This window comes from Pseudomonas sp. ASL3 (assembly GCF_056680425.1).
Genome location: NZ_CM155281.1, coordinates 4,778,783 through 4,800,000, shown reverse-complemented (window position 1 = coordinate 4,800,000; position 21,218 = coordinate 4,778,783). Strand labels below are relative to the sequence as shown.

The following is a 21,218-nucleotide window of genomic DNA, read 5'->3' as shown; positions in this document are numbered from 1 at the left end:
ACGAAGTGGTTGATGCCATGCTTCCAAGAAAAGCTTCTAAGCTTCAGGTAACCAGGAACCGTACCCCAAACCGACACAGGTGGTTGGGTAGAGAATACCAAGGCGCTTGAGAGAACTCGGGTGAAGGAACTAGGCAAAATGGCACCGTAACTTCGGGAGAAGGTGCGCCGGTGAGGGTGAAGCATTTACTGCGTAAGCCCACGCCGGTCGAAGATACCAGGCCGCTGCGACTGTTTATTAAAAACACAGCACTCTGCAAACACGAAAGTGGACGTATAGGGTGTGACGCCTGCCCGGTGCCGGAAGGTTAATTGATGGGGTTAGCTAACGCGAAGCTCTTGATCGAAGCCCCGGTAAACGGCGGCCGTAACTATAACGGTCCTAAGGTAGCGAAATTCCTTGTCGGGTAAGTTCCGACCTGCACGAATGGCGTAACGATGGCGGCGCTGTCTCCACCCGAGACTCAGTGAAATTGAAATCGCTGTGAAGATGCAGTGTATCCGCGGCTAGACGGAAAGACCCCGTGAACCTTTACTATAGCTTTGCACTGGACTTTGAATTTGCTTGTGTAGGATAGGTGGGAGGCTGTGAAGCGTGGACGCCAGTCTGCGTGGAGCCAACCTTGAAATACCACCCTGGCAACTTTGAGGTTCTAACTCAGGTCCGTTATCCGGATCGAGGACAGTGTATGGTGGGTAGTTTGACTGGGGCGGTCTCCTCCTAAAGAGTAACGGAGGAGTACGAAGGTGCGCTCAGACCGGTCGGAAATCGGTCGTAGAGTATAAAGGCAAAAGCGCGCTTGACTGCGAGACAGACACGTCGAGCAGGTACGAAAGTAGGTCTTAGTGATCCGGTGGTTCTGTATGGAAGGGCCATCGCTCAACGGATAAAAGGTACTCCGGGGATAACAGGCTGATACCGCCCAAGAGTTCATATCGACGGCGGTGTTTGGCACCTCGATGTCGGCTCATCACATCCTGGGGCTGAAGCCGGTCCCAAGGGTATGGCTGTTCGCCATTTAAAGTGGTACGCGAGCTGGGTTTAGAACGTCGTGAGACAGTTCGGTCCCTATCTGCCGTGGACGTTTGAGATTTGAGAGGGGCTGCTCCTAGTACGAGAGGACCGGAGTGGACGAACCTCTGGTGTTCCGGTTGTCACGCCAGTGGCATTGCCGGGTAGCTATGTTCGGAATAGATAACCGCTGAAAGCATCTAAGCGGGAAACTAGCCTCAAGATGAGATCTCACTGGGACCTTGAGTCCCCTGAAGGGCCGTCGAAGACTACGACGTTGATAGGTGGGGTGTGTAAGCGCTGTGAGGCGTTGAGCTAACCCATACTAATTGCCCGTGAGGCTTGACCATATAACACCCAAGCAATCTGCTTGCTTCGAAAGAAGGGCCAGATTGCGGTGTGTGAAGACGCTACACGTCGAAAATTGGCAACACCCACAAATCTATCGCATCCCCATTCGCTGGCGCGTGAACCCGCAAGGGCCCACGAACTGGCTACCGAATTTCTTGACGACCATAGAGCATTGGAACCACCTGATCCCATCCCGAACTCAGCAGTGAAACGATGCATCGCCGATGGTAGTGTGGGGTTTCCCCATGTGAGAGTAGGTCATCGTCAAGATTAAATTCCGAAACCCCTGTCTGCTTACGCAGACAGGGGTTTTGTTTTTGCGCGGAAAAAAGTTCGAGTAGGTGGCAATCCTGCCCACTTGCCCTTAAGGTTCGGCCATCAGTTTTTCATTCAATTCATGAGCCGTCTGCGCGCGACACTCACTGACGGTATCAGTCAAGGAAGCAGCTATGCCGGTTACAACGACGCTCAGTGCTGGATTCATGGTGGTTCATGGCAACCGACTGGACGAGTTGCGCAGCCTAGTCGTTTCCTGGATGCGGCGTTATCCGCTGGCGCCCCTGGAGAATGAAATTGCTTTGGTGCAAAGCAACGGCATCGCTCAATGGTTGAAGCTGGCCTTGGCTGAAGATCCTCAGGATGACGATCAGGGTGGGTGCGGAATCGCTGCCGCAGTGGACGTGCAACTCCCCGGCAGTTTTATGTGGCAGCTATATCGAGTGGTGCTGGGGCGTGATGAAATCCCGGCCGCTTCGCTATTGGACAAGGCCCCCCTGACCTGGCGTTTGATGCGACTGCTTCCTTCACTGATCGACCAGCCGCATTTCGAGCCCTTGCAGCGCTTCCTCACCGCCGATACCGATCTGCGCAAGCGTTATCAATTGTCTGAACGGCTCGCGGACCTGTTTGACCAATACCAGGTATACCGGGCCGATTGGCTTGAAGACTGGGCTGCGGGTCGCCATCAACTGCGCAACGGCAGAGGTGAAGCCAAAGCCCTGACCCCTGCCAATTGCTGGCAGGCAGAGTTGTGGCGTGCGCTGTTGCTGGACGTCGGTGCAGAAGGCATGGCGCAAAGCCGCGCGGGTGTTCACCAGCGTTTTATCGAGCGTATCAATAGCCTGACTGAGGCACCTGCGGGCCTGCCTTCGCGGGTCATTGTTTTTGGTATCTCTTCGCTACCTGCGCAAGCGCTCGAAGCATTGGCCGGGCTGGCGAAATTCAGCCAGGTGCTGCTCTGCGTTCATAACCCGTGCCGGCACCATTGGGCAGACATCGTCGCCGATAAAGACCTGCTACGGCACCAATACAAACGCCAGGCACGTAAAGCCGGGATGCCGGTGGTACTGGACCCCGAAGCGCTGCACCAACACGCGCATCCGCTGCTCGCCGCCTGGGGTAAACAAGGTCGCGATTACATCAATCTGCTGGACAGCTATGACGAGCCCAACAGCTATCGGGCAGCGTTCAGGGATGGGCGCATTGATCTGTTCAGCGAGAGCGACCCCAACACGATTTTGAATCAGCTTCAGGACGACATCCTCGAACTGCGTCCACTCAACGAAACCCGGGAACTGTGGCCAGCCGTCGATCCTGGCAAGGATCGTTCGATCCGTTTTCATGTGGCGCATAGCGCGCAGCGGGAAGTGGAGATCCTGCACGATCAGTTGCTCGCCCGCTTCAGCGCTGATCCCACTCTGCGTCCGCGTGATGTGATCGTCATGGTCCCCGACATCGACAGCTACGCACCGCACATCCGTGCCGTGTTCGGCCAGCTCGAGCGCGATGATCGGCGCTTCATTCCCTTCACGCTGGCGGACCAGGGCCAGCGCGGCCGTGAGCCGTTGTTGATTGCAGTGGAGCATCTGCTGAAGATTCCGGACAGCCGCTTCCCGGTCAGTGAAATCCTTGACCTGCTGGACGTCCCTGCATTGCGCGCGCGGTTTGGCGTCGAAGAGCGTGACCTTGCCACGCTGCATCGCTGGATCGAAGGCGCCGGTGTGCGTTGGGGATTGAATGCCCAGCAGCGCGCGGGCCTCGGTTTGCCGGATGAACTGGAGCAGAACAGCTGGCATTTCGGTCTGCGCCGCATGCTACTGGGCTATGCGGTTGGGGCAGGTGCTGCCTGTGATGGCATCGAACCCTACGATGAGATTGGCGGGCTCGATGCCGCGTTGATCGGCCCGCTGGTTTCGCTGATCGATGCCTTACAAGTCGCCCACACCGAGCTATCGCTCCCGGCGACGCCGCAGGTGTGGGGCACGCGCCTGCAAGCCATGTTGCAGCTGTTCTTCAAGGCGGACAGCGAGCATGACGATTACCTGCTCGGCCAACTCGAACAGTTACGTGAAACCTGGCTGGAAACCTGTGAAGCGGTTAGCTTGCTGGACGAACTTCCGCTGACGGTCGTCCGCGAAGCCTGGTTGGCCGGCCTCGATCAAGGGCGCTTGTCGCAACGCTTTTTGGCCGGCTCGGTGAATTTCTGCACGCTGATGCCGATGCGCGCGATCCCCTTCAAGCTGGTCTGCCTGCTGGGCATGAACGACGGCGATTACCCACGGGCACAGCCGCCGCTGGACTTCGATTTGATGGGCAGCGACTACCGCCCCGGCGACCGTTCGCGGCGCGAGGATGACCGTTACTTGTTGCTGGAGGCGGTACTCTCTGCCCGCGATCAGCTTTACATCAGTTGGGTCGGACGCAGCATCCGCGACAACAGCGAGCGCCCGGCGTCGGTGCTGATCGGCCAGCTTCGCGATCATCTCGCCAGCGGTTGGAAACTGGCCGGGGCAGTTGAACCTGAAGACGCGAAAAAGCGTGATCCCGGTCAGCAGCTTCTGCATGTGCTGACCCTTGAGCACCCGTTGCAGCCATTCAGCGCCCTTTACTTCCACGAGGGCAGCGGTTTCTTCAGCTTCGCCCGTGAGTGGCAGATGCTGCATGAGTCGCAGGCCCCCATCGGCGAAGAACAAAAACTGTCTGAGCATGTGCAAGAAGAGCCGCTGAGTCTCGCGCAATTGCAGGACTTTTTACGTAATCCTGTTCGCCACTTCTTCAGCCAGCGCCTGAAGATTTTCTTCGAGGTGGCTGAAGCGCCGCTCGCCGATGAAGAACCCTTTGTGCTCGATGCGCTTGAGCGCTACACCCTGAGCGAAAGCCTGCTCGAAGCCGCATTGGCTCGCCCCGAACAGGTCGACGACGCCTTGTCGGCACAGGCCCGACGACTGCAGGGCAGTGGATTGCTGCCCATGGCGGGGTTTGGCACCAGCCTGCAACAAGAACTGATCGAGCCGTTACCTGATCTGCTCCAGCGTTACCAGGACTTGCTGCGCCAGTGGCCCGAGTCGCTGAGCAGTGCGTTGCCCGTCAGTTTTGCTCACGGCACTGTGAGCCTGGACGGCTGGCTCAGCGGGCTGCACAAAAATAGCAGCGGTGGCTTGTTGGCGGTGACAGCGATTCCAAACTCCATCGGCTCGAAGAAAACTCGCAAGTGGCACCGGTTGACGCGGCCGTGGGTAATTCATCTGGTGGCCTGTGCCTGTGGTTTGCCGCTGAGCACGGCGTTGGTAGCCAGCGATGAAACCTTGTTGTTGGGGCCGCTGGAGAAAGACGCTGCGGCAACGGCGCTGAATCATCTGTTGATGGCCTGGCAGACCGGTATGCAGCGCCCCCTGCCGGTCGCAGTCAAAACCGCGTTCGCGTGGCTCGGTCAGAATGACGAAATCAAAGCTGAAGCAGCCGCCTGCAAAGCCTATGAAGGTGATGGTGTGAACAGCGATGGCGAGCGTCGTGAAAGCACGGCGTTGGCTCGGCAGTTCGCGGATTTTTCCGCACTGATCGACAGCGAAGAATTCGTCGGTTGGTGTGACGCGCTGTATCGACCGCTCTACGAAGCCTCCTGGCAATCCCTGTCCACCGAGGAGGCCAGCGCATGACGTCCACTCAAGAACAAACGGCTCAAGAGCAAAAAGCATCCCTGGCCCTGCGCTTCCCCCTGCACGGTAGCCAATTGATCGAGGCCAGCGCCGGCACCGGTAAGACCTTCACTATTTCTGCGTTATACCTGCGTCTGATCCTCGGCCATGGCGGCGAGTCTGGTTTCGGCCGTGAATTGCTGCCGCCGCAGATTCTGGTGGTGACCTTTACTGATGCCGCGACCAAAGAGCTGCGCGACCGCATTCGCACCCGGCTGGCGGAAGCCGCACGCTTCTTCCGCAACGAGATTGCCTCGCCGGATGACCTGATCGCTGAACTGCGCGATCAATTCAGCGCCGAGCAATGGTCGGCCTGCGCCAGTCGCCTGGATATCGCGGCGCAGTGGATGGATGAAGCCGCAGTGTCGACCATCCACAGTTGGTGTCAGCGCATGCTGCGCGAGCACGCCTTCGACAGTGGCAGTCTGTTCACCCAGACCTTGGAAACCGATCACAGCGAACTGCTCAGTGAAGTGCTGCGCGATTACTGGCGACGGTTCTGCTACCCGATGGCTGGAGATGCGCTGAGTTGGGTCCGCGCCAACTGGGGCAGTCCGGCGGCGTTGTTGCCACGGGTCCGCGCCTTGTTCGGCACAGACAGAAACATCGCCAGCCAAGAGCCCGCCGAGCTGATCGCAGCTTCGTTGCTACAACGTCGTGAAGCGCTTAAAACCCTGAAAGCCCCGTGGGCCGACTGGGCTGCCGAGTTGTTGGTCATCTGCCTCGATGCGGTGACAACCAAAGCCGTCGATGGCCGCAAGATGCAGGAACGCTACTTCAAACCCTGGTTTGAAAAACTCAGGGCCTGGGCCGCCGACGACGATCAGGAGCAACTTGATCTGGGCACCGGCTTCACGCGCCTGACGCCCGAAGGCATGGCCGAAGCCTGGAAAGGCGATCCGCCGTCGCACCCGGCGCTTGATGCGATGCTCGAACTCAAAACCGCCCTCGACGGGTTGCCCACGCCCGATGCCGCCGTGATCGAACACGCCGCGCAATGGGTCGGCGCGCGCTTTGAAGAGGAGAAGCGGCGGCGTGCGGAAATGGGTTTCGACGACATGCTGCTCAGGCTGGACGCGGCGCTGCACGGCGCTGGCGGCGAACGTCTGGCGACCTTGATACGTGAACAGTTCCCGGTGGCGCTGATTGATGAATTCCAGGACACCGACCCGGTGCAGTACCGGATTTTCGAGAGTATCTATCGCCTCGAAGAGAACAGCCACGAGACCGGGCTGTTCCTGATCGGCGACCCAAAACAGGCGATCTACGCGTTCCGTGGCGCCGATATTTTTACTTACTTGCGTGCGCGACAGGCCACCACTGGCCGCTGGCACACGCTGGGCACCAACTTTCGCTCCAGCCACGCGATGGTCGAAGCGGTCAATCATGTGTTCGCCCGTGCCGAGCAGAGCGCGACAGGGCGCGGTGCGTTTCTGTTCCGCGATGGCGACACCAACCCGGTGCCGTTCGCCTCGGTCAAATCCCAAGGCCGCAAGGAAGTTTTTCAGATCGATGGCCAGGCACAGCAGGCCCTGAACGTCTGGCAACTGGAAAGTGATCAGCCAGTGTCCGGGGTGACCTATCGACAACAGCTGGCCGCCAGTTGCGCCAGCGAAATTGTGCGTCTGCTCAATGAGGGCCAGCAAGGTCTTACCGGGTTCGCGCAACCGGGTAAAGAGCTGCGCGGTTTGCTGCCCGCCGATATCGCGATTCTGGTCCGTGACGGCAACGAGGCGCAGGCCGTTCGCGGCGAGCTGTCGGCCCGTGGTGTGCGTAGCGTTTATCTGTCGGACAAGGATTCAGTGTTCGCCGCCCAAGAGGCCCATGACCTGTTGGCCTGGCTCAAAGCCTGCGCCGAGCCTGACTCCGAGCGCACCTTGCGTGGGGCGCTGGCGTGCATCACCTTGAACCTGTCTCTGGCCGAGCTTGAACGTCTGAATCAGGACGAACTCGCCTGGGAAGCGCGGGTGATGCAGTTCCGCAGTTATCGTGTGATCTGGCGCACTCAGGGCGTGTTGCCGATGCTGCGGCGTTTGCTGCACGACTTCCGGTTGCCTCAGGCGTTGATCAGCCGAAACGACGGCGAACGTATATTGACCAACCTGCTGCACCTGTCCGAATTGATGCAACAAGCCGCCGCCGAGCTGGATGGCGAGCAGGCCCTGATCCGCCATCTGGGCGAGCATCTGGCGTTGTCCGGGCAGGCGGGAGAAGAGCAAATCCTGCGCCTGGAAAGCGATGAACAGTTGGTCAAGGTCGTGACCATTCACAAGTCCAAGGGCTTGGAGTATCCGTTGGTGTTCCTGCCGTTCATTTGCTCGTCGAAGCCGGTGGATGGCAGTCGCTTGCCGTTGCACTTCCACGATACCGACGGCGGCGCACAGATCAGTCTGAAGCCGACGCAGGCATTGATCGAACAAGCGGATGACGAGCGTTTGGCTGAAGATTTGCGCCTGCTGTACGTGGCCCTGACCCGTGCGCAGCACGCATGCTGGCTCGGGGTGACGGACCTCAAACGCGGCAATAGCGGCAGCTCTGTGCTGCATCGTTCGGCGCTGGGCTATTTGCTCGGCGGCGGCGCTGTGTTGACTGAGTCGACCGGGCTGACGGGATGGCTGCAGAACCTGGCAAAAGACTGCGCGGCCTTGAACGTCCTGGCGCTACCCGAGCCTACAGCCGACACGTTCAGTCCGCCACGTAATGAAGCGACCTTGCTTAAGCCGCGTCAGCCGAAACGGCGTGCTGCCGAGAATTGGTGGATCGCCTCGTACAGCGCTTTGCGCATTGGCGACACCATCACCGCTGGTAGCGATGAATCCCCGGACAGTCCGCAAGCGCAAAAACTGTTCGACGACGAACGACTCGATCCCGATGCGCCGCGAGAAGTACTGGTCAGTGGTGGCGACATCCATCGCTTCCCGCGTGGTCCGAACCCCGGCACCTTCCTTCACGGCCTGCTTGAGTGGGCCGGGCGCGAAGGTTTTGCCGTCGCGGCAGCGGACCCGGTCAAGCTGGAAAAAGCTGTCGGCAGCCGTTGCAATCGACGCGGTTGGCAAGGCTGGATTCCGACGCTGACTGACTGGATGCAGCACCTGCTCAATGTGCCGCTGCGTCTGGCGGCCGATGATCAGCCCGTGTCGCTGGGGCAACTGGGCCAGTATCAGATTGAAATGGAGTTCTGGTTCGCCTGCCACAAAGTCGATGTGGCGCAGATGGACGCATTGGTGCGGCGCTACACCCACAATGGCGCGCCGCGAGCGGCTGCGGAAACGACCTCGCTCAATGGCATGTTCAAGGGCTTTATCGACCTGACGTTCGAGCATCAGGGGCGTTATTACGTGGCCGACTACAAGTCCAACTGGTTGGGCGCTGAGGATGAGGCTTACACCGAGCAAGCGATGATCGCCTCGATTCTGGACAGCCGCTACGACCTGCAATACGTGCTGTACCTGCTGGCCCTGCACCGCCAACTCAAGGTGCGTCTGGCTGATTACGACTACGACCGGCACATGGGTGGCGCTTTGTACCTGTTCCTGCGTGGCAGTCGTGCGCCGAGTCAGGGTGCCTGGTTCACCCGCCCGCCTCGCGAGCTGATCGAAAGTCTGGATCAACTGTTTCAAGGCAAGTCATTGCCTCAGGAAAATGCGCTGTCAGGAGAGCCCGCATGAGCCGTTCATTCGCTGAACTGTTGCCCACCCCGCTGGACGCGCAAAGCCTGTCTGAGCTGACACCTCTGAGCCGGGTTGACGACCTGCTGCTGTTGCTCGAGCGCTGGGTCGAACGCGGCTGGTTGCGTGCGCTGGATCGGGCTTTTGTCGCCTTCCTCAGTGAGCTGGACCCGCAAGCGGATTCGCTGGTGCTGTTGGCAGCGGCGTTGACCAGTCACCAACTGGGGCATGGGCATGTCTGCCTGGACCTGTATGAAACCCTGAAAGAACCGGATTTCGCCCTGTCGCTGCCACCCGAAGGTGACGTGCAGGCGGGGCCGATGCTGCTGCCATCGCAATTGCTGGTGGCGCTGGACGGTGGCGCCTGGTGTCAGGCATTGGCCGGTAGCGCGCTGGTGGCGCAAGCCGATGATCACAGCGAGGCGGCCGCGCAAAAGCCGTTGGTATTGTCTGATCGGCGTCTGTATTTGCGTCGTTACTGGAGCTACGAACGGCGCATCGATACCGCGTTGCGTCAGCGTCTGGCGCAACAGGAAGCGGCTCCTGCGGATCTGGCGCAACGACTCGATGGGTTATTCGGCAAGGCCGATCCGGCCCCCGACGCGTTGATCGACTGGCAAAAACTGGCGTGTGCACTGGCGACACGCGGAGCCTTCAGCATCATCACCGGCGGCCCCGGCACCGGCAAAACCACCACTGTGGTACGGCTATTGGCATTGTTGCAGGCGCCTGCCGTAGAGAATGGCCAACCGTTGCGCATCCGTCTGGCGGCGCCGACCGGTAAAGCGGCGGCGCGGCTGACTGAATCCATCAGCCACCAGGTGCAGTCCCTGGAAGTGGTCGAAGACATTCGGCAAAAAATCCCCAGCGACGTCACTACTGTGCATCGTTTGCTGGGCAGCCGACCAGGCACCCGGCACTTCCGTCACCACGCCGGTAATCCGCTGCCGTTGGACGTGTTGGTGGTCGATGAAGCGTCAATGATCGATCTGGAAATGATGGCCAATCTGCTGGATGCGTTGCCGTCCCATGCGCGTCTTATCTTGCTCGGCGACAAAGACCAACTGGCCTCGGTGGAAGCCGGCGCGGTACTGGGCGATTTGTGTCGCGATGCCGAGGCGGGCCGATACAGCCCGCAAACCCAAGCCTGGCTGCAAGCGGTCAGCGGCGAGGACCTGGACAAAAGCGGCTTGCAACAGGGCGATGCAACGCAGTTCCCGTTGGCGCAGCAAGTGGTGATGCTGCGCCACTCCCGGCGTTTCGTGCAGGGCAGTGGTATCGGTCAACTGGCTCGGCTGGTCAACCAACAACAGGTCGAAGACGCCCGGGCGTTGCTCGCCGCCCAGCGCCACAAGGATCTGTTTGCGTTGTCGCTCAAGGGCGAGCAGGACCGCTCGCTGGAGCGCTTGCTGCTGGAGGGGCACGGGCAGGGCGCCGAAGGGCCGCAAGGTTACCGACATTACCTGGGCGTGCTGGCCGATCAGCGTCCCGCCGAAGGTGCTGCGCTTGAAGATCAATGCTGGACGGTTTGGGCACGGTCAGTGTTGGCGGCGTTCGACGCCTTCCAACTGCTGTGCGCGGTGCGGAAAGGGCCATGGGGTGTTGAAGGGTTGAATCAGCGCATCACTCATGCGCTGTTCAACGCGGGCCTGATCGAAAGCGATCAACACTGGTATGAGGGTCGCCCGGTGCTGATGACGCGCAACGACTACGGGCTGGGGTTGATGAACGGCGACATCGGCATCGCCCTGCGCTTACCGGAACGCAGCGGCTCGGAGGCGAACCGTCAGGTGTTGCGCGTTGCGTTCCCGCGCAACGACGGGAGCGGCGGCGTGCGCTTTGTGCTGCCCAGCCGGCTCAACGATGTCGAGACCGTGTACGCGATGACCGTGCACAAATCCCAAGGCTCGGAATTTGCCCACACCGCGTTGATCCTGCCCGAGGCCTTGAATCCGGTACTGACCAAGGAACTGGTCTACACCGGCATCACCCGCGCCAAGCATTGGTTCAGTCTGATCGAGCCGCGCCAGGGAGTCTTTGAAGAGGCGCTAAGGCGCAAGGTCAAGCGTTTGAGCGGCTTGATGCTGGGGTTGTAGCGGTGTGCCTGATGCACCGCTTTCGTGAACAAGTTCACTCTCATCAAACAATCTATAAGTCATTGAAAAATAAAGCATAAATTTTCAACTTAACGCTGATCCCCTGTAGGAGCTGCCGAAGGCTGCGATCGACCGGGAACCGGTCGCTTTCTTGAGACCGCTGAAGGTCGTGCCGACCTTTTCGCAGCCTTCGGCAGCTCCTACAGGGCCCCAGTTTGCTGCGCGACAGCGCGGCGTCGAAGACGGGGCGGCATCTCCCACCGGATCTCTGCCTGGCGCAAAAGCTGCGATTGACGCTAGGCGTCACTTCATCCAACTATTGAACCACCCCCATAAACCGCCGGACCCGGTCACCCGCGTCCTGGGCGCGTATTACTCGCGGCGAGGCATCCACCTGAATGTTGCCGTTCTCCATGAATATCACCCGGTCGGAGATCGACATGGCGAATTCCATTTCATGGGTGACGATGAGCATGGTCATGCCTTCATTGGCCAGGTCGCGGATGACATTCAGCACGTCGCCGACCAGCTCCGGGTCGAGGGCGGAGGTGGGTTCGTCGAACAGCATGATCTGCGGGTCCATCGCCAAGGCGCGTGCGATGGCGACCCGTTGTTGCTGGCCGCCGGACAGTTGATGCGGGTATTTGTGGGCGTGGGCCAGCAGGCCGACCTTATCCAGTAGTGCATAGGCACGGTGCTCACTCAGGTGCCGCTCGTTGCCGTGATAGCGCGGCGCCAGGGTGACGTTGTCGACAATGGTGCGGTGCGGGAACAGGTTGAAGCTCTGAAAGACCATGCCGATACGCTGCACACCACGGCGGATCTGTGGGTTGTTGGGTTTGTCGCCTGCGAGGATAAAGCGTTCGCCAAACAGAATGATTTCGCCCTGATCGATGGTTTCCAGGCCGTTGATGGTGCGGATCAGCGAGGTCTTGCCGGAGCCGGACGGGCCGATAATGGAAATCACCTGACCGGTGTTCACCTCCAGATCGATGCCCTTGAGCACTTCATGCAGACCATAGCTTTTGTGGATGTTCAGCAGTTTCAGCGCTGGCACGGTGGCGGAACTGATCTGACGACGGGCTTCGCTCAAGGGCGGCGTCAGGCTCGTGCGCAGTCGCATCAGACTGGGTTCGTCGAGGGTCTGTGGTTTGCGGTTGTTCAGTTCCAGGTGCTGTTCCAGGCGTTGCAACAGCCAGCCGAACACACTGACGATCAGCACGTAATACACCGCCACCGCGGACAGGGTTTCCATCACCAGGAAATTTTGCGCATACAGACGCTGACCAACGGTCAGCAACTCGGTCAGCGAGATGACCGAGACCAGTGACGTCAGTTTGACCACGGTGATGTATTCGTTGATCAGCGTTGGCAGGGAAATCCGAAAGGCTTGTGGGATGACGATCAGCCGTTCCATGCCGACCCAGCCCACGCCCAGAGCACGTCCGGCTTCTTTCTGCCCTTTGGCCACCGAAATCAGGCCGCCGCGATGGATCTCCGCCATATACGCCGCCTCGGTCACCACCAAGGCGAACAAGCCGGAATAGAAGGGGTTGGATAACACCTCGCGGGTGACCGGAAACAGCTGCGGCAGATTGTAGACGAACACCACCAACACCAGTAGCGGGACGCTGCGAAAGAACCAAATGTAAATTGACGCCGGAATGCTCAGCCAACGTGCTGTCGAGAGCTTGGCCGAGGCCAGCAGAAAGCCCAGCAGCATGCCGATGAACCAGCTCAGGGCGCTGAGCTCGATCACCGTGATACAGGACTCCCAGAAGTCCGACACCGAGAATAGAGAGAAAAAGTAGGACCAGTCGAATTGCATGTACACCTCAGGCTGCCAGCCTCACAGGGAGGCTGGCAGGTCAAACGGGGAGAGGAATCAGATGGCGGGTTCTTCGAGGTTGTATTTCTTCAAGAGGGCCGCATATTCGCCGCTTTTTTTGCTCTCGTCGAAGGCCTTGAGCAAGGCCTGGTACAGCGCGTCGTTGCCTTTCTTGACGAAAATGCCCAGGGTTTGCTGGTAGATCGAGTGCTCGGTGCTGACCACCACGCGGCCATTGGTATGCGCGGCGATCATGCCAGCGGCACCGTCGATTTCAACCTGGGCCTGAACGTTGCCGGACAGCAGCGCCTGGGTCACTTCCGGCGCTGACGGGAACTCGCTCACAGCGATCGGGCCCTTGTTGTTCGCTACGCAGTAATCAGTGGACAGCTTGTTGAACTGGGCCACCCAGGTCGTGCCTTTTTCCAGACCGATTTTCATGCCGCAAAGGTCTTCCGGTACTTTCGGTTTCGCCGGGCTGTCCTTGAGCACCATGATCGCTGCGCCGGTTTTGGCGTAGGCGATGGTTTGAGCCTGGGTCTGGCGTTCGGGAGTGATGTACATCCCGGAAATGATCGCGTCGTAGTGACCGGAATTGAGGCTGAGCATCAGGCTCGGAAACTTGGTGTCGACGAACTCGGTCTTGAGGTCCATGTGCTTGGCCAGCAGTTTGGACAGCTCAGGGTCGGAGCCGACCACGTTCTTGTCTTTGTCATAGGACTCGAACGGTGGGTAGGTGATCTCCATACCGACTTTGAATTGCCCCGGCGTCACGGTAGTGGCGGCCTGGGCCAGGGTTGCGCCGAGTGCGGCAACGGCAAGTACGGTCAAGCGGACAGCAGTGTTGTTTTTGTTGCGCATCGTCGGTGACTCCACGGTAGGAAAATGTCGGTATTGATCAATTGAATCGTGCAAAGGGTTGTTTTACGGCTGTTCCGCGACCTGGTTTTTCAGGTGGCCGAAGCTCGACGGTTTGCGGGCTTTTTCCGGCAGCGTGATCTCGCCGTTTTCCACTCGTTTGCGCAGGTACTGATAGGTTTGCAGGGCCTGGCCGAACATGTGTTCACCAATGGCGATTTCCTCGTAGTCCTTGCCGGCCTGGGCGAAGCTGGGCAGTGGCTTGATCTGGGTGTGGAAGTCGCAAGCGTAGAACAGTGGGAAGGAATAACGCTCTTCGCTCACTGTCCTGACCCGATGGGCCGTAGCAACGAACGCACCAGCGGTCATGACCTCCAGCATGTCACCGATGTTGACCACGAAAGCGTCCTCGATTGGCGGTGCGTCAATCCACTGGCCTTGGTCGTTCATGACTTCCAGGCCCGGTTTGTTGGCCAGCAATATCGTGAAGCACTCGTAATCGGTGTGCGCACCAATGCCGGGCGCGTCCTGCGCGGCGCTATCGAAAGGGTAGTGGATCAGCCGTAGTTTGGACGGTGGGCGCGTGACCATCGCATCGAAATAGTCCTCTTTCAGGCCCAATGCCAGGGCGAAACCGCCGAACAGTTTGCGGCCGAGGGCAAAGATCGCTGCGTAATAGGCTTGTACCGATTCTTTGAAACCAGGCAGCAGCGGCCATTCGTTGGGCCCCAGCAGTGGCGTGTTGGCCAGCACCAGCGGGTCGTCGGCGGGCACTTCGAAACCGATGTCGAAGGCTTCCTTGTGGTCGGGCTTGCCCTTGGCATAGACCTCTTCGCCCTCGGGCACGAAACCCTTGTGGGTCTTTGAGGTACCGATGTAGTGCTGCATCTTGGTGTCGAAGGATTGGTCGAAAAAATCCTTGGCCGCCTGATACAGGCCTTTGATCAGTTGTGTCTCGATGCCGTGGTTCTTGATGTACAGAAAACCGACTTCGCGGGCGGCGGCACCCAGCTGCTCGGCGACTGCCTGACGCTGGGCCAGGTCGGCGCTGAACAGACCGGCAATGTCCACCACCGGAATGCTGTTGAAGTTGGCAGCGACCGAGGGCGCCGTGGTGTGGGAGAGATCAGGCATGACGAAAACGCTCCTTCAAAGGCTGGTCGATTGAGTGAAACGCTGGAAATGCTCACGCTCGGTCTGGCCCATCCACACATTCAGCGACCACAAATCGGCCACGGGCACATTGGTGAACGGCAGGTGATGCAGGTAGCCGTCGGCGCCGAATTCCGGGGTCAGGGTGCTGACCTGATAGCCGCGGGCTTTTTGCGAACGCCAGATCGCTTCCCAGTGCTGCTGATGGAAAGCCAGCTCTTTGGCGTATTCCGGCGCGGCCGGGTGCGGAACTTGCGGGCCTTGGTCGTAGCCGACCCGGGCCTGAATGTGATGGACGCGTTCGATGAATGCGCCGAGGTCATCTTCGGGGTCGTTGAGCAGGCGCTCGCAGGTGACGATCCAGTGGCTGATGTCACTAGTGAACAGTAGATCGGGCAGCTGGCGGATCAATTCGAGGGTGACCCACGGGTTGAACAGCGAGCGCGAACGATGGGTTTCGAAGCTGCACACCTGGCCGTGCTTGCGCGCCAGGTCCAGCGCTTGACCGAAGAAGTCGACTTGTTGCGGCAACTGCCAGCGGTCATTGCCGGCCAGCACATTGACGAAACGCGGCGACAGTTCGGTGGCCCAGGCGAGCTTTTTATCCAGATCGACCAGGTGTTCGGCGACCGGTGCGGCCTGTTCAGGCAAGACGTCGTAGGCGGTGAAAACGGTGCTGATATAACCGAGCTGATTGGCCCGCAAAAAGGTGGCGAACTCTGCGCGCTCGCTGGCTTCCAGCGGCAGGCGGGCTTCCATGCCGTCGAATCCGGCCTCCAGCAGTTCTTCCAGCGCTTGGGTTTTGCTCGCGGTATAGCCCCAGAGCGTACGAAAAATGTCCAGTTTCATCGAAGACCTCAAAGATTCCTCGGCTATGGCATAGCACGACAACGGCATAAGCCTAGTCGGCAACGATGGGCAGTAGCTGAAAAGGCAATCTTCTTTGGGCCGGATCTCTGCGTATCCGGTCCCGGGCGAGTCACGGGGAGTGCTCGCTCTTATGCCGATATTAGGCAGGCTCAATGGCATCTAAGAATAGGAAACCTCAAATCGATAGTTCAGAGATTTCTAAACTATCTTTTGGGCGGCGCAATCAACTGTAGGAGTGGGCTCGCCCGCGATCGGCCGCGAAGCGGTCGTGTTCTTGAGAAGACTGAAGGTCGTGCCGACCTTATCGCGGGCAAGCCCGCTCCTACACAGGGTTAGTGTTTACCCGGCTGGTCCGCAAACAGCATTTCCTGAGTCTTCCCGAGCAATAGCCCCTGATTCTGTTCGGTCACGGCCCTGATGTAATCCCACAACAAGGTAATCCGCTTGAGCTTGCGCAGGTCCTCTCGGCAGTACATCCAGAATTGTCGGGTGATGTTCACTTCGCTCTCCAGCACCGGCAGCAAGCGTGGGTCCTGTGCCGCCAGAAAACACGGCAGGATCGCCAGTGACCGACCTTGTAACGCCGCCACGTACTGGGCGATGACGCTGGTGCTGCGCAAATGCGCGCTGGCGCCGGGCAGTAGATTGCTTAGATAAAGCAGCTCCGAGCTGAAGGCCAGGTCGTCGACATAACTGATGAACTGATGATCAGCCAGGTCCGCGCTGTGCTGGATCGGCGGGTGGCGGTCGAGGTATTCCTGCGTCGCATATAACCTCAGGTTGTAGTCGCACAGCTTGCAGCAGACATAAGGCCCATGCTCGGGGCGTTCCAGAGCGATGACGATATCCGCCTCGCGCTTGGACAGGCTGATGAAGTGCGGCAGCGGCAGGATATCCACCGAAATAGCCGGATAAGCCTCAAGGAAGCGAGTCAGTTGCGGTGTGATAAAGAAGGTGCCAAACCCCTCGGTGCAGCCCATGCGTACATGGCCGGATAACGCCACGCCCGACCCCGATACCTGCTCGCAGGCCAGGTGCAGGGTGCTCTCGATCGACTCGGCATAGCCCAGTAAACGCAGGCCTTCGGCCGTCAGGATAAAGCCGTTATTACGCGACTTCTCGAACAGCAACGTGCCCAGTGAGCCTTCCAGCGAATTGATCCTTCGGGACACCGTCGTGTAGTCCACCGCCAGGCGTTTGGCTGCGGTGCTGGCTTTACGGGTGCGGGCGACCTCAAGGAAAAACTTCAGGTCATCCCAATTGAGCAGGTTCAAAGATGTGATGTTTTTTTGCATGTTGATCCGGCTTTTATGTGCGTTCTTATTAGAAGTTTGCACATCTATACTCCAAAACGTCACACGCCATAACACCCTGCACAAAAATAATAAGCGGAGGAGTTTATGAAGAACGCTACAACTGTGGACGCTGGCGCAACCGCTGCCAGCCCTGCGAAGAAAGCCAAACCCTATCGGCTTGCCGGTATGGCAAGCATGGCCGGCACGACCATCGAGTGGTACGACTTTTTCCTCTACGGCACTGCTGCTGCGCTCATCTTCAACAAGATATTTTTCCCCGCTCTGGACCCGATCACCGGTGTATTGGCAGCCTTCGCTACCTATGCTGTGGGATTTCTCGGCCGGCCGTTGGGCGGCATTATCTTCGGCCACTTCGGTGACCGTATCGGGCGCAAGTCGATGCTGTTGCTGACGCTGCTGATGATGGGGATTCCGACCATCGTCATTGGCCTGATTCCTACCTACGATCAGATCGGCTATTGGGCCGCGTTGATTCTGGTGCTCATGCGCTTCCTGCAAGGCATGGCGGTCGGCGGTGAATGGGGCGGGGCGGTGTTGATGGCCGTCGAACATGCGCCCGAAGGCAAGAAAGGTTTTTACGGCAGCCTGCCGCAAACCGGTGTCGGTGCCGGCCTGGTGCTGGCGTCGCTGGCCATGGGGCTGGTCGCCAAACTGCCGGAAGCGGACATGCTCAGCTGGGGCTGGCGCCTGCCGTTTATCGCCAGCATCGTGTTGCTCGGCGTCGGCTGGCTGATCCGTCTGAAAGTCCCGGAATCACCGGACTTCGAAAAACTGAAAAAGCAGAACATTGCGGTCAAGGTTCCGCTGTTCCAGGTGTTGCGCAATCACCCGCGCGAAACCCTGACCATCATCGGCGCGCGCACCGCAGAAAACGCCTGGTTCTATATGTCGGTGACCTTCGCTCTGGCTTACGCCGCCAACCAGTTGCAGATCCCGCGTGGCGATGTGCTCAACGCCATCACCGCCGGCGCGGCTCTGTCGCTGATCACCATGCCGTTGTGCGGGCACCTGTCAGACAAGGTCGGGCAGCGCCGCCTGTATTTTGCCGGGCTGTTGCTGCTCTGCGCCTTCGTCTATCCGTTCTTCTCCATGCTCGGCACCCGCGAGCCGCTGTTGGTCTGGTGGGCCATGGTGCTGGCGGTCGGCGTGGTGTTTCCGATTCTGTATGCGCCGGAGTCACTGCTGTTTGCCCGGCAGTTTCCAGCGGAAATCCGCTACAGCGGCATTTCGGTCTCGGTGCAACTGGCAGGGGTACTGGGTGGCGGCTTCGCACCGATGATCGCCACCAAATTGTTGGCCTACGCTGATGGTAGTCCTCATTACGTCATCGTTTATCTGATCGGCATGGGCGTGGTGGCGCTGTTCTGCACCGCGCTGATGAAGCCCGACCCGGCGCGGCACCGCGCGTCATGACCGCATTCGCTTGATCTGACTTTTTTGCCGCCCATACCGGGCCGCTCGTATCCAGGGAGAACCTCAATGAACGCTTCACTGAACCCTTCTATCAGTAAGAGCAACACCGCCGTGGACCGCGTCAAACTGCTGATCGGTGGTGAATGGGTCGACTCGCAAACCAACGAATGGCGCGACATCGTCAACCCGGCCACTCAGGAAGTACTGGCCCAAGTCCCTTTCGCCACCGAGGCTGAAGTGAATGCCGCCGTTGCCGCCGCCGCGACAGCCTTCAAGACCTGGCGCCACACGCCCATCGGTGCGCGGATGCGCATCATGCTCAAGCTCCAGGCGTTGATCCGTGAACACTCCAAGCGTATCGCCGTTGTGCTTAGCGCCGAACAAGGCAAGACCATCGCCGATGCTGAAGGCGACATCTTCCGCGGTCTGGAAGTGGTCGAACACGCGTGCTCCATTGGCACCTTGCAGATGGGCGAATTCTCCGAAAACGTCGCGGGCGGCGTCGATACCCACACCCTGCGTCAACCTATCGGCGTCTGCGCCGGGATCACGCCTTTCAACTTCCCGGCAATGATTCCGCTGTGGATGTTCCCGATGGCCATCGCCTGCGGTAACACCTTCGTCCTCAAACCGTCCGAGCAAGACCCGCTGTCGACCATGCTGCTGGTGGAACTGGCGGTTGAGGCAGGCGTGCCAGCCGGCGTGCTCAACGTGGTGCATGGCGGTAAAGAAGTGGTGGATGGCATCTGCACCCACAAAGACATCAAGGCCGTGTCCTTCGTCGGCTCGACCGAAGTCGGCACCCACGTTTACAACCTGGCTGGCAAGCACGGCAAACGCGTGCAATCGATGATGGGCGCAAAAAACCACGCAGTGGTGCTGCCGGATGCCAATCGCGAGCAGACCCTCAATGCGCTGGTCGGTGCCGGTTTTGGTGCGGCCGGTCAGCGTTGCATGGCGACCTCTGTGGTGGTCTTGGTGGGTGCGGCAAAACAATGGCTGCCGGATCTCAAGACGCTGGCGCAGAAACTCAAGGTCAACGCCGGTAGCGAAGCGGGCACTGATGTCGGTCCGCTGATTTCCAAGCGCGCCAAGGAGCGCGTGCTGGGCCTGATCGAAAGCGGCATCCGCGAAGGCGCCAAGCTGGAGCTGGATGGTCGTGAGATCACGGTGCCTGGGTTCGAAGAAGGCAACTTCGTCGGTCCGACCCTGTTCTCTGGCGTGACCACCGACATGAAGATTTACACCCACGAAATCTTCGGCCCAGTGCTGGTGGTGCTGGAAGTCGACACCCTTGATCAGGCAATTGCGATGGTCAACGCCAACCCGTACGGCAACGGCACGGGCCTGTTCACCCAAAGTGGTGCGGCGGCGCGCAAGTTCCAGAACGAGATCGATGTCGGTCAGGTGGGCATCAACATCCCGATTCCGGTGCCAGTCCCGTTCTTCAGCTTCACCGGCTCGCGTGGTTCGAAACTCGGTGATCTGGGCCCGTACGGCAAACAAGTGGTGCAGTTCTATACTCAGACCAAAACGGTGACCAGCCGTTGGTTCGACGACGACAGCGTGAACGATGGCGTGAACACCACGATCAATCTGCGCTAAGTCGCCTGATAGGAGAACGACAATGAAAATCGCATTTATCGGCCTCGGCAACATGGGTGCGCCCATGGCCCGCAACCTGATCAAGGCCGGTCACCTGTTGAACCTGTTTGACCTCAATAAAACCGTGCTGGCCGAACTCGCCGCATTGGGCGGTCATATCAGTGCTTCGCCCAAGGACGCGGCCCAAGGCAGCGAGCTGGTCATCACCATGCTGCCGGCTGCCGCGCATGTGCGCAGCGTGTACCTGAATGAAGACGGGGTGCTGGCTGGTATCGCGCGGGGCGTACCGGCGGTGGATTGCAGCACCATTGATCCGCAGACCATCCGCGATATCGCGACAGTTGCGGCCAGGCAAGGTGTGGTACTGGGCGATGCACCTGTTTCTGGCGGCACCGGTGGTGCGCAAGCCGGCACCCTGACCTTTATGGTCGGCGCCAGCGCGGAACACTTCGAAGTGCTGAAGCCGGTATTGGCGCAGATGGGCAAGAACATCGTCCACTGCGGCGACATTGGCACCGGGCAGATCGCCAAGATCTGCAACAACATGCTGCTGGGCATTTCCATGATCGGCGTCGCCGAGGCCATGGCGCTGGGCAATACGTTAGGGATCGATACTGGCGTTCTGGCCAGCATCATCAACAGCTCCACCGGGCGTTGCTGGAGTTCCGAGGTCTACAACCCATGGCCGGGCATCGTTGAAACCGCACCGGCCTCGCGCGGGTATACCGGTGGCTTTGGTGCGGAGCTGATGCTCAAGGATCTGGGGTTGGCGACCGAAGCTGCACGGGTGGCCCATCAGCCGGTGATTCTAGGTGCCATGGCGCAACAGCTGTATCAGGCGATGAGCCTGCGCGGCGAAGGCGGCAAGGACTTCTCGGCGATTGTCGAGGCGTATCGCAAGCCTGAGTAAGCGCAACCCAGAAACGGCTGGTCTCGAAGAGAGGGCAGCCGTTTTTTTTGAGAAAAAATCACTCTCGTACCGTCTACGACGCCGCGCTGTCGCGTAGCAAACTCGGCCCCCTGTAGGAGCTGACTTGTCTGCGATCCGTCCGGGGTCGCGCTCGACCGAAGCGCTG

The 21,218-nt window shown here is 59.5% G+C and carries 11 protein-coding genes and 2 rRNA genes (1 of these 13 cut by a window edge); 8 read left to right on the top strand and 5 right to left on the bottom strand.

The window, feature by feature from the left end; translation table 11 throughout:
- The 5 genes from AC1MEE_RS22205 to recD all read left to right on the top strand — a co-directional run.
- Positions 1 to 1,361 (top strand): 23S ribosomal RNA (locus tag AC1MEE_RS22205) (it extends 1,530 nt beyond the left edge of the window).
- A 155-nt stretch (positions 1,362 to 1,516) separates the two neighbouring features.
- Positions 1,517 to 1,632: ribosomal RNA gene (gene rrf / locus AC1MEE_RS22200) — 5S ribosomal RNA — on the top strand.
- Between the two features lie 179 nt (positions 1,633 to 1,811).
- A complete protein-coding gene (gene recC / locus AC1MEE_RS22195) occupies positions 1,812 to 5,297 on the top strand; it encodes an exodeoxyribonuclease V subunit gamma (protein ID WP_480411687.1) in 3,486 nt (1,161 codons plus the stop codon).
- Positions 5,294 to 9,004, top strand: coding sequence for an exodeoxyribonuclease V subunit beta (recB, locus tag AC1MEE_RS22190; protein ID WP_480411686.1), 3,711 nt, complete (start codon positions 5,294 to 5,296; stop codon positions 9,002 to 9,004). The genes recC and recB overlap by 4 nt, the downstream gene beginning before the upstream one ends.
- Positions 9,001 to 11,100, top strand: coding sequence for an exodeoxyribonuclease V subunit alpha (gene recD, locus AC1MEE_RS22185; RefSeq protein WP_480411685.1), 2,100 nt, complete (start codon positions 9,001 to 9,003; stop codon positions 11,098 to 11,100). The genes recB and recD overlap by 4 nt, the downstream gene beginning before the upstream one ends.
- 316 nt (positions 11,101 to 11,416) lie before the next feature.
- Here recD and AC1MEE_RS22180 read toward each other — a convergent pair whose 3' ends face one another.
- From AC1MEE_RS22180 to AC1MEE_RS22160, 5 genes are all read right to left on the bottom strand, one after another.
- On the bottom strand, positions 11,417 to 12,928 hold the full coding sequence (locus tag AC1MEE_RS22180; protein ID WP_480411684.1) for an amino acid ABC transporter permease/ATP-binding protein: 1,512 nt from the start codon (positions 12,926 to 12,928) through the stop codon (positions 11,417 to 11,419).
- A gap of 57 nt (positions 12,929 to 12,985) precedes the next feature.
- Positions 12,986 to 13,789 carry an ABC transporter substrate-binding protein gene (locus AC1MEE_RS22175; RefSeq protein WP_480411683.1) on the bottom strand — a complete coding sequence of 268 codons (804 nt, stop codon included), beginning with the start codon at positions 13,787 to 13,789 and terminating at the stop codon, positions 12,986 to 12,988.
- Between the two features lie 63 nt (positions 13,790 to 13,852).
- Positions 13,853 to 14,920: an isopenicillin N synthase family dioxygenase gene (locus tag AC1MEE_RS22170; RefSeq protein ID WP_480411682.1), complete on the bottom strand. Its 1,068-nt coding sequence runs from the start codon at positions 14,918 to 14,920 to the stop codon at positions 13,853 to 13,855.
- Positions 14,921 to 14,935: 15 nt separating this feature from the next.
- A complete protein-coding gene (locus AC1MEE_RS22165) occupies positions 14,936 to 15,787 on the bottom strand; it encodes a sugar phosphate isomerase/epimerase family protein (protein WP_480411681.1) in 852 nt (283 codons plus the stop codon).
- 353 nt (positions 15,788 to 16,140) lie between these two features.
- Positions 16,141 to 17,103 carry a LysR family transcriptional regulator gene (locus tag AC1MEE_RS22160; RefSeq protein ID WP_480416300.1) on the bottom strand — a complete coding sequence of 321 codons (963 nt, stop codon included), beginning with the start codon at positions 17,101 to 17,103 and terminating at the stop codon, positions 16,141 to 16,143.
- Between the two features lie 105 nt (positions 17,104 to 17,208).
- Here AC1MEE_RS22160 and AC1MEE_RS22155 point away from each other — a divergent pair, with 105 nt between their 5' ends.
- From AC1MEE_RS22155 to mmsB, 3 genes are all read left to right on the top strand, one after another.
- Complete coding sequence (locus AC1MEE_RS22155) at positions 17,209 to 18,537, top strand: MFS transporter (RefSeq protein WP_480411680.1); 1,329 nt, start codon at positions 17,209 to 17,211, stop codon at positions 18,535 to 18,537.
- A 66-nt stretch (positions 18,538 to 18,603) separates the two neighbouring features.
- Positions 18,604 to 20,142, top strand: coding sequence for a CoA-acylating methylmalonate-semialdehyde dehydrogenase (locus AC1MEE_RS22150; protein ID WP_480411679.1), 1,539 nt, complete (start codon positions 18,604 to 18,606; stop codon positions 20,140 to 20,142).
- A gap of 22 nt (positions 20,143 to 20,164) precedes the next feature.
- A complete protein-coding gene (gene mmsB, locus AC1MEE_RS22145; protein WP_480411678.1) occupies positions 20,165 to 21,052 on the top strand; it encodes a 3-hydroxyisobutyrate dehydrogenase in 888 nt (295 codons plus the stop codon).
- Positions 21,053 to 21,218: the final 166 nt, after the last annotated feature.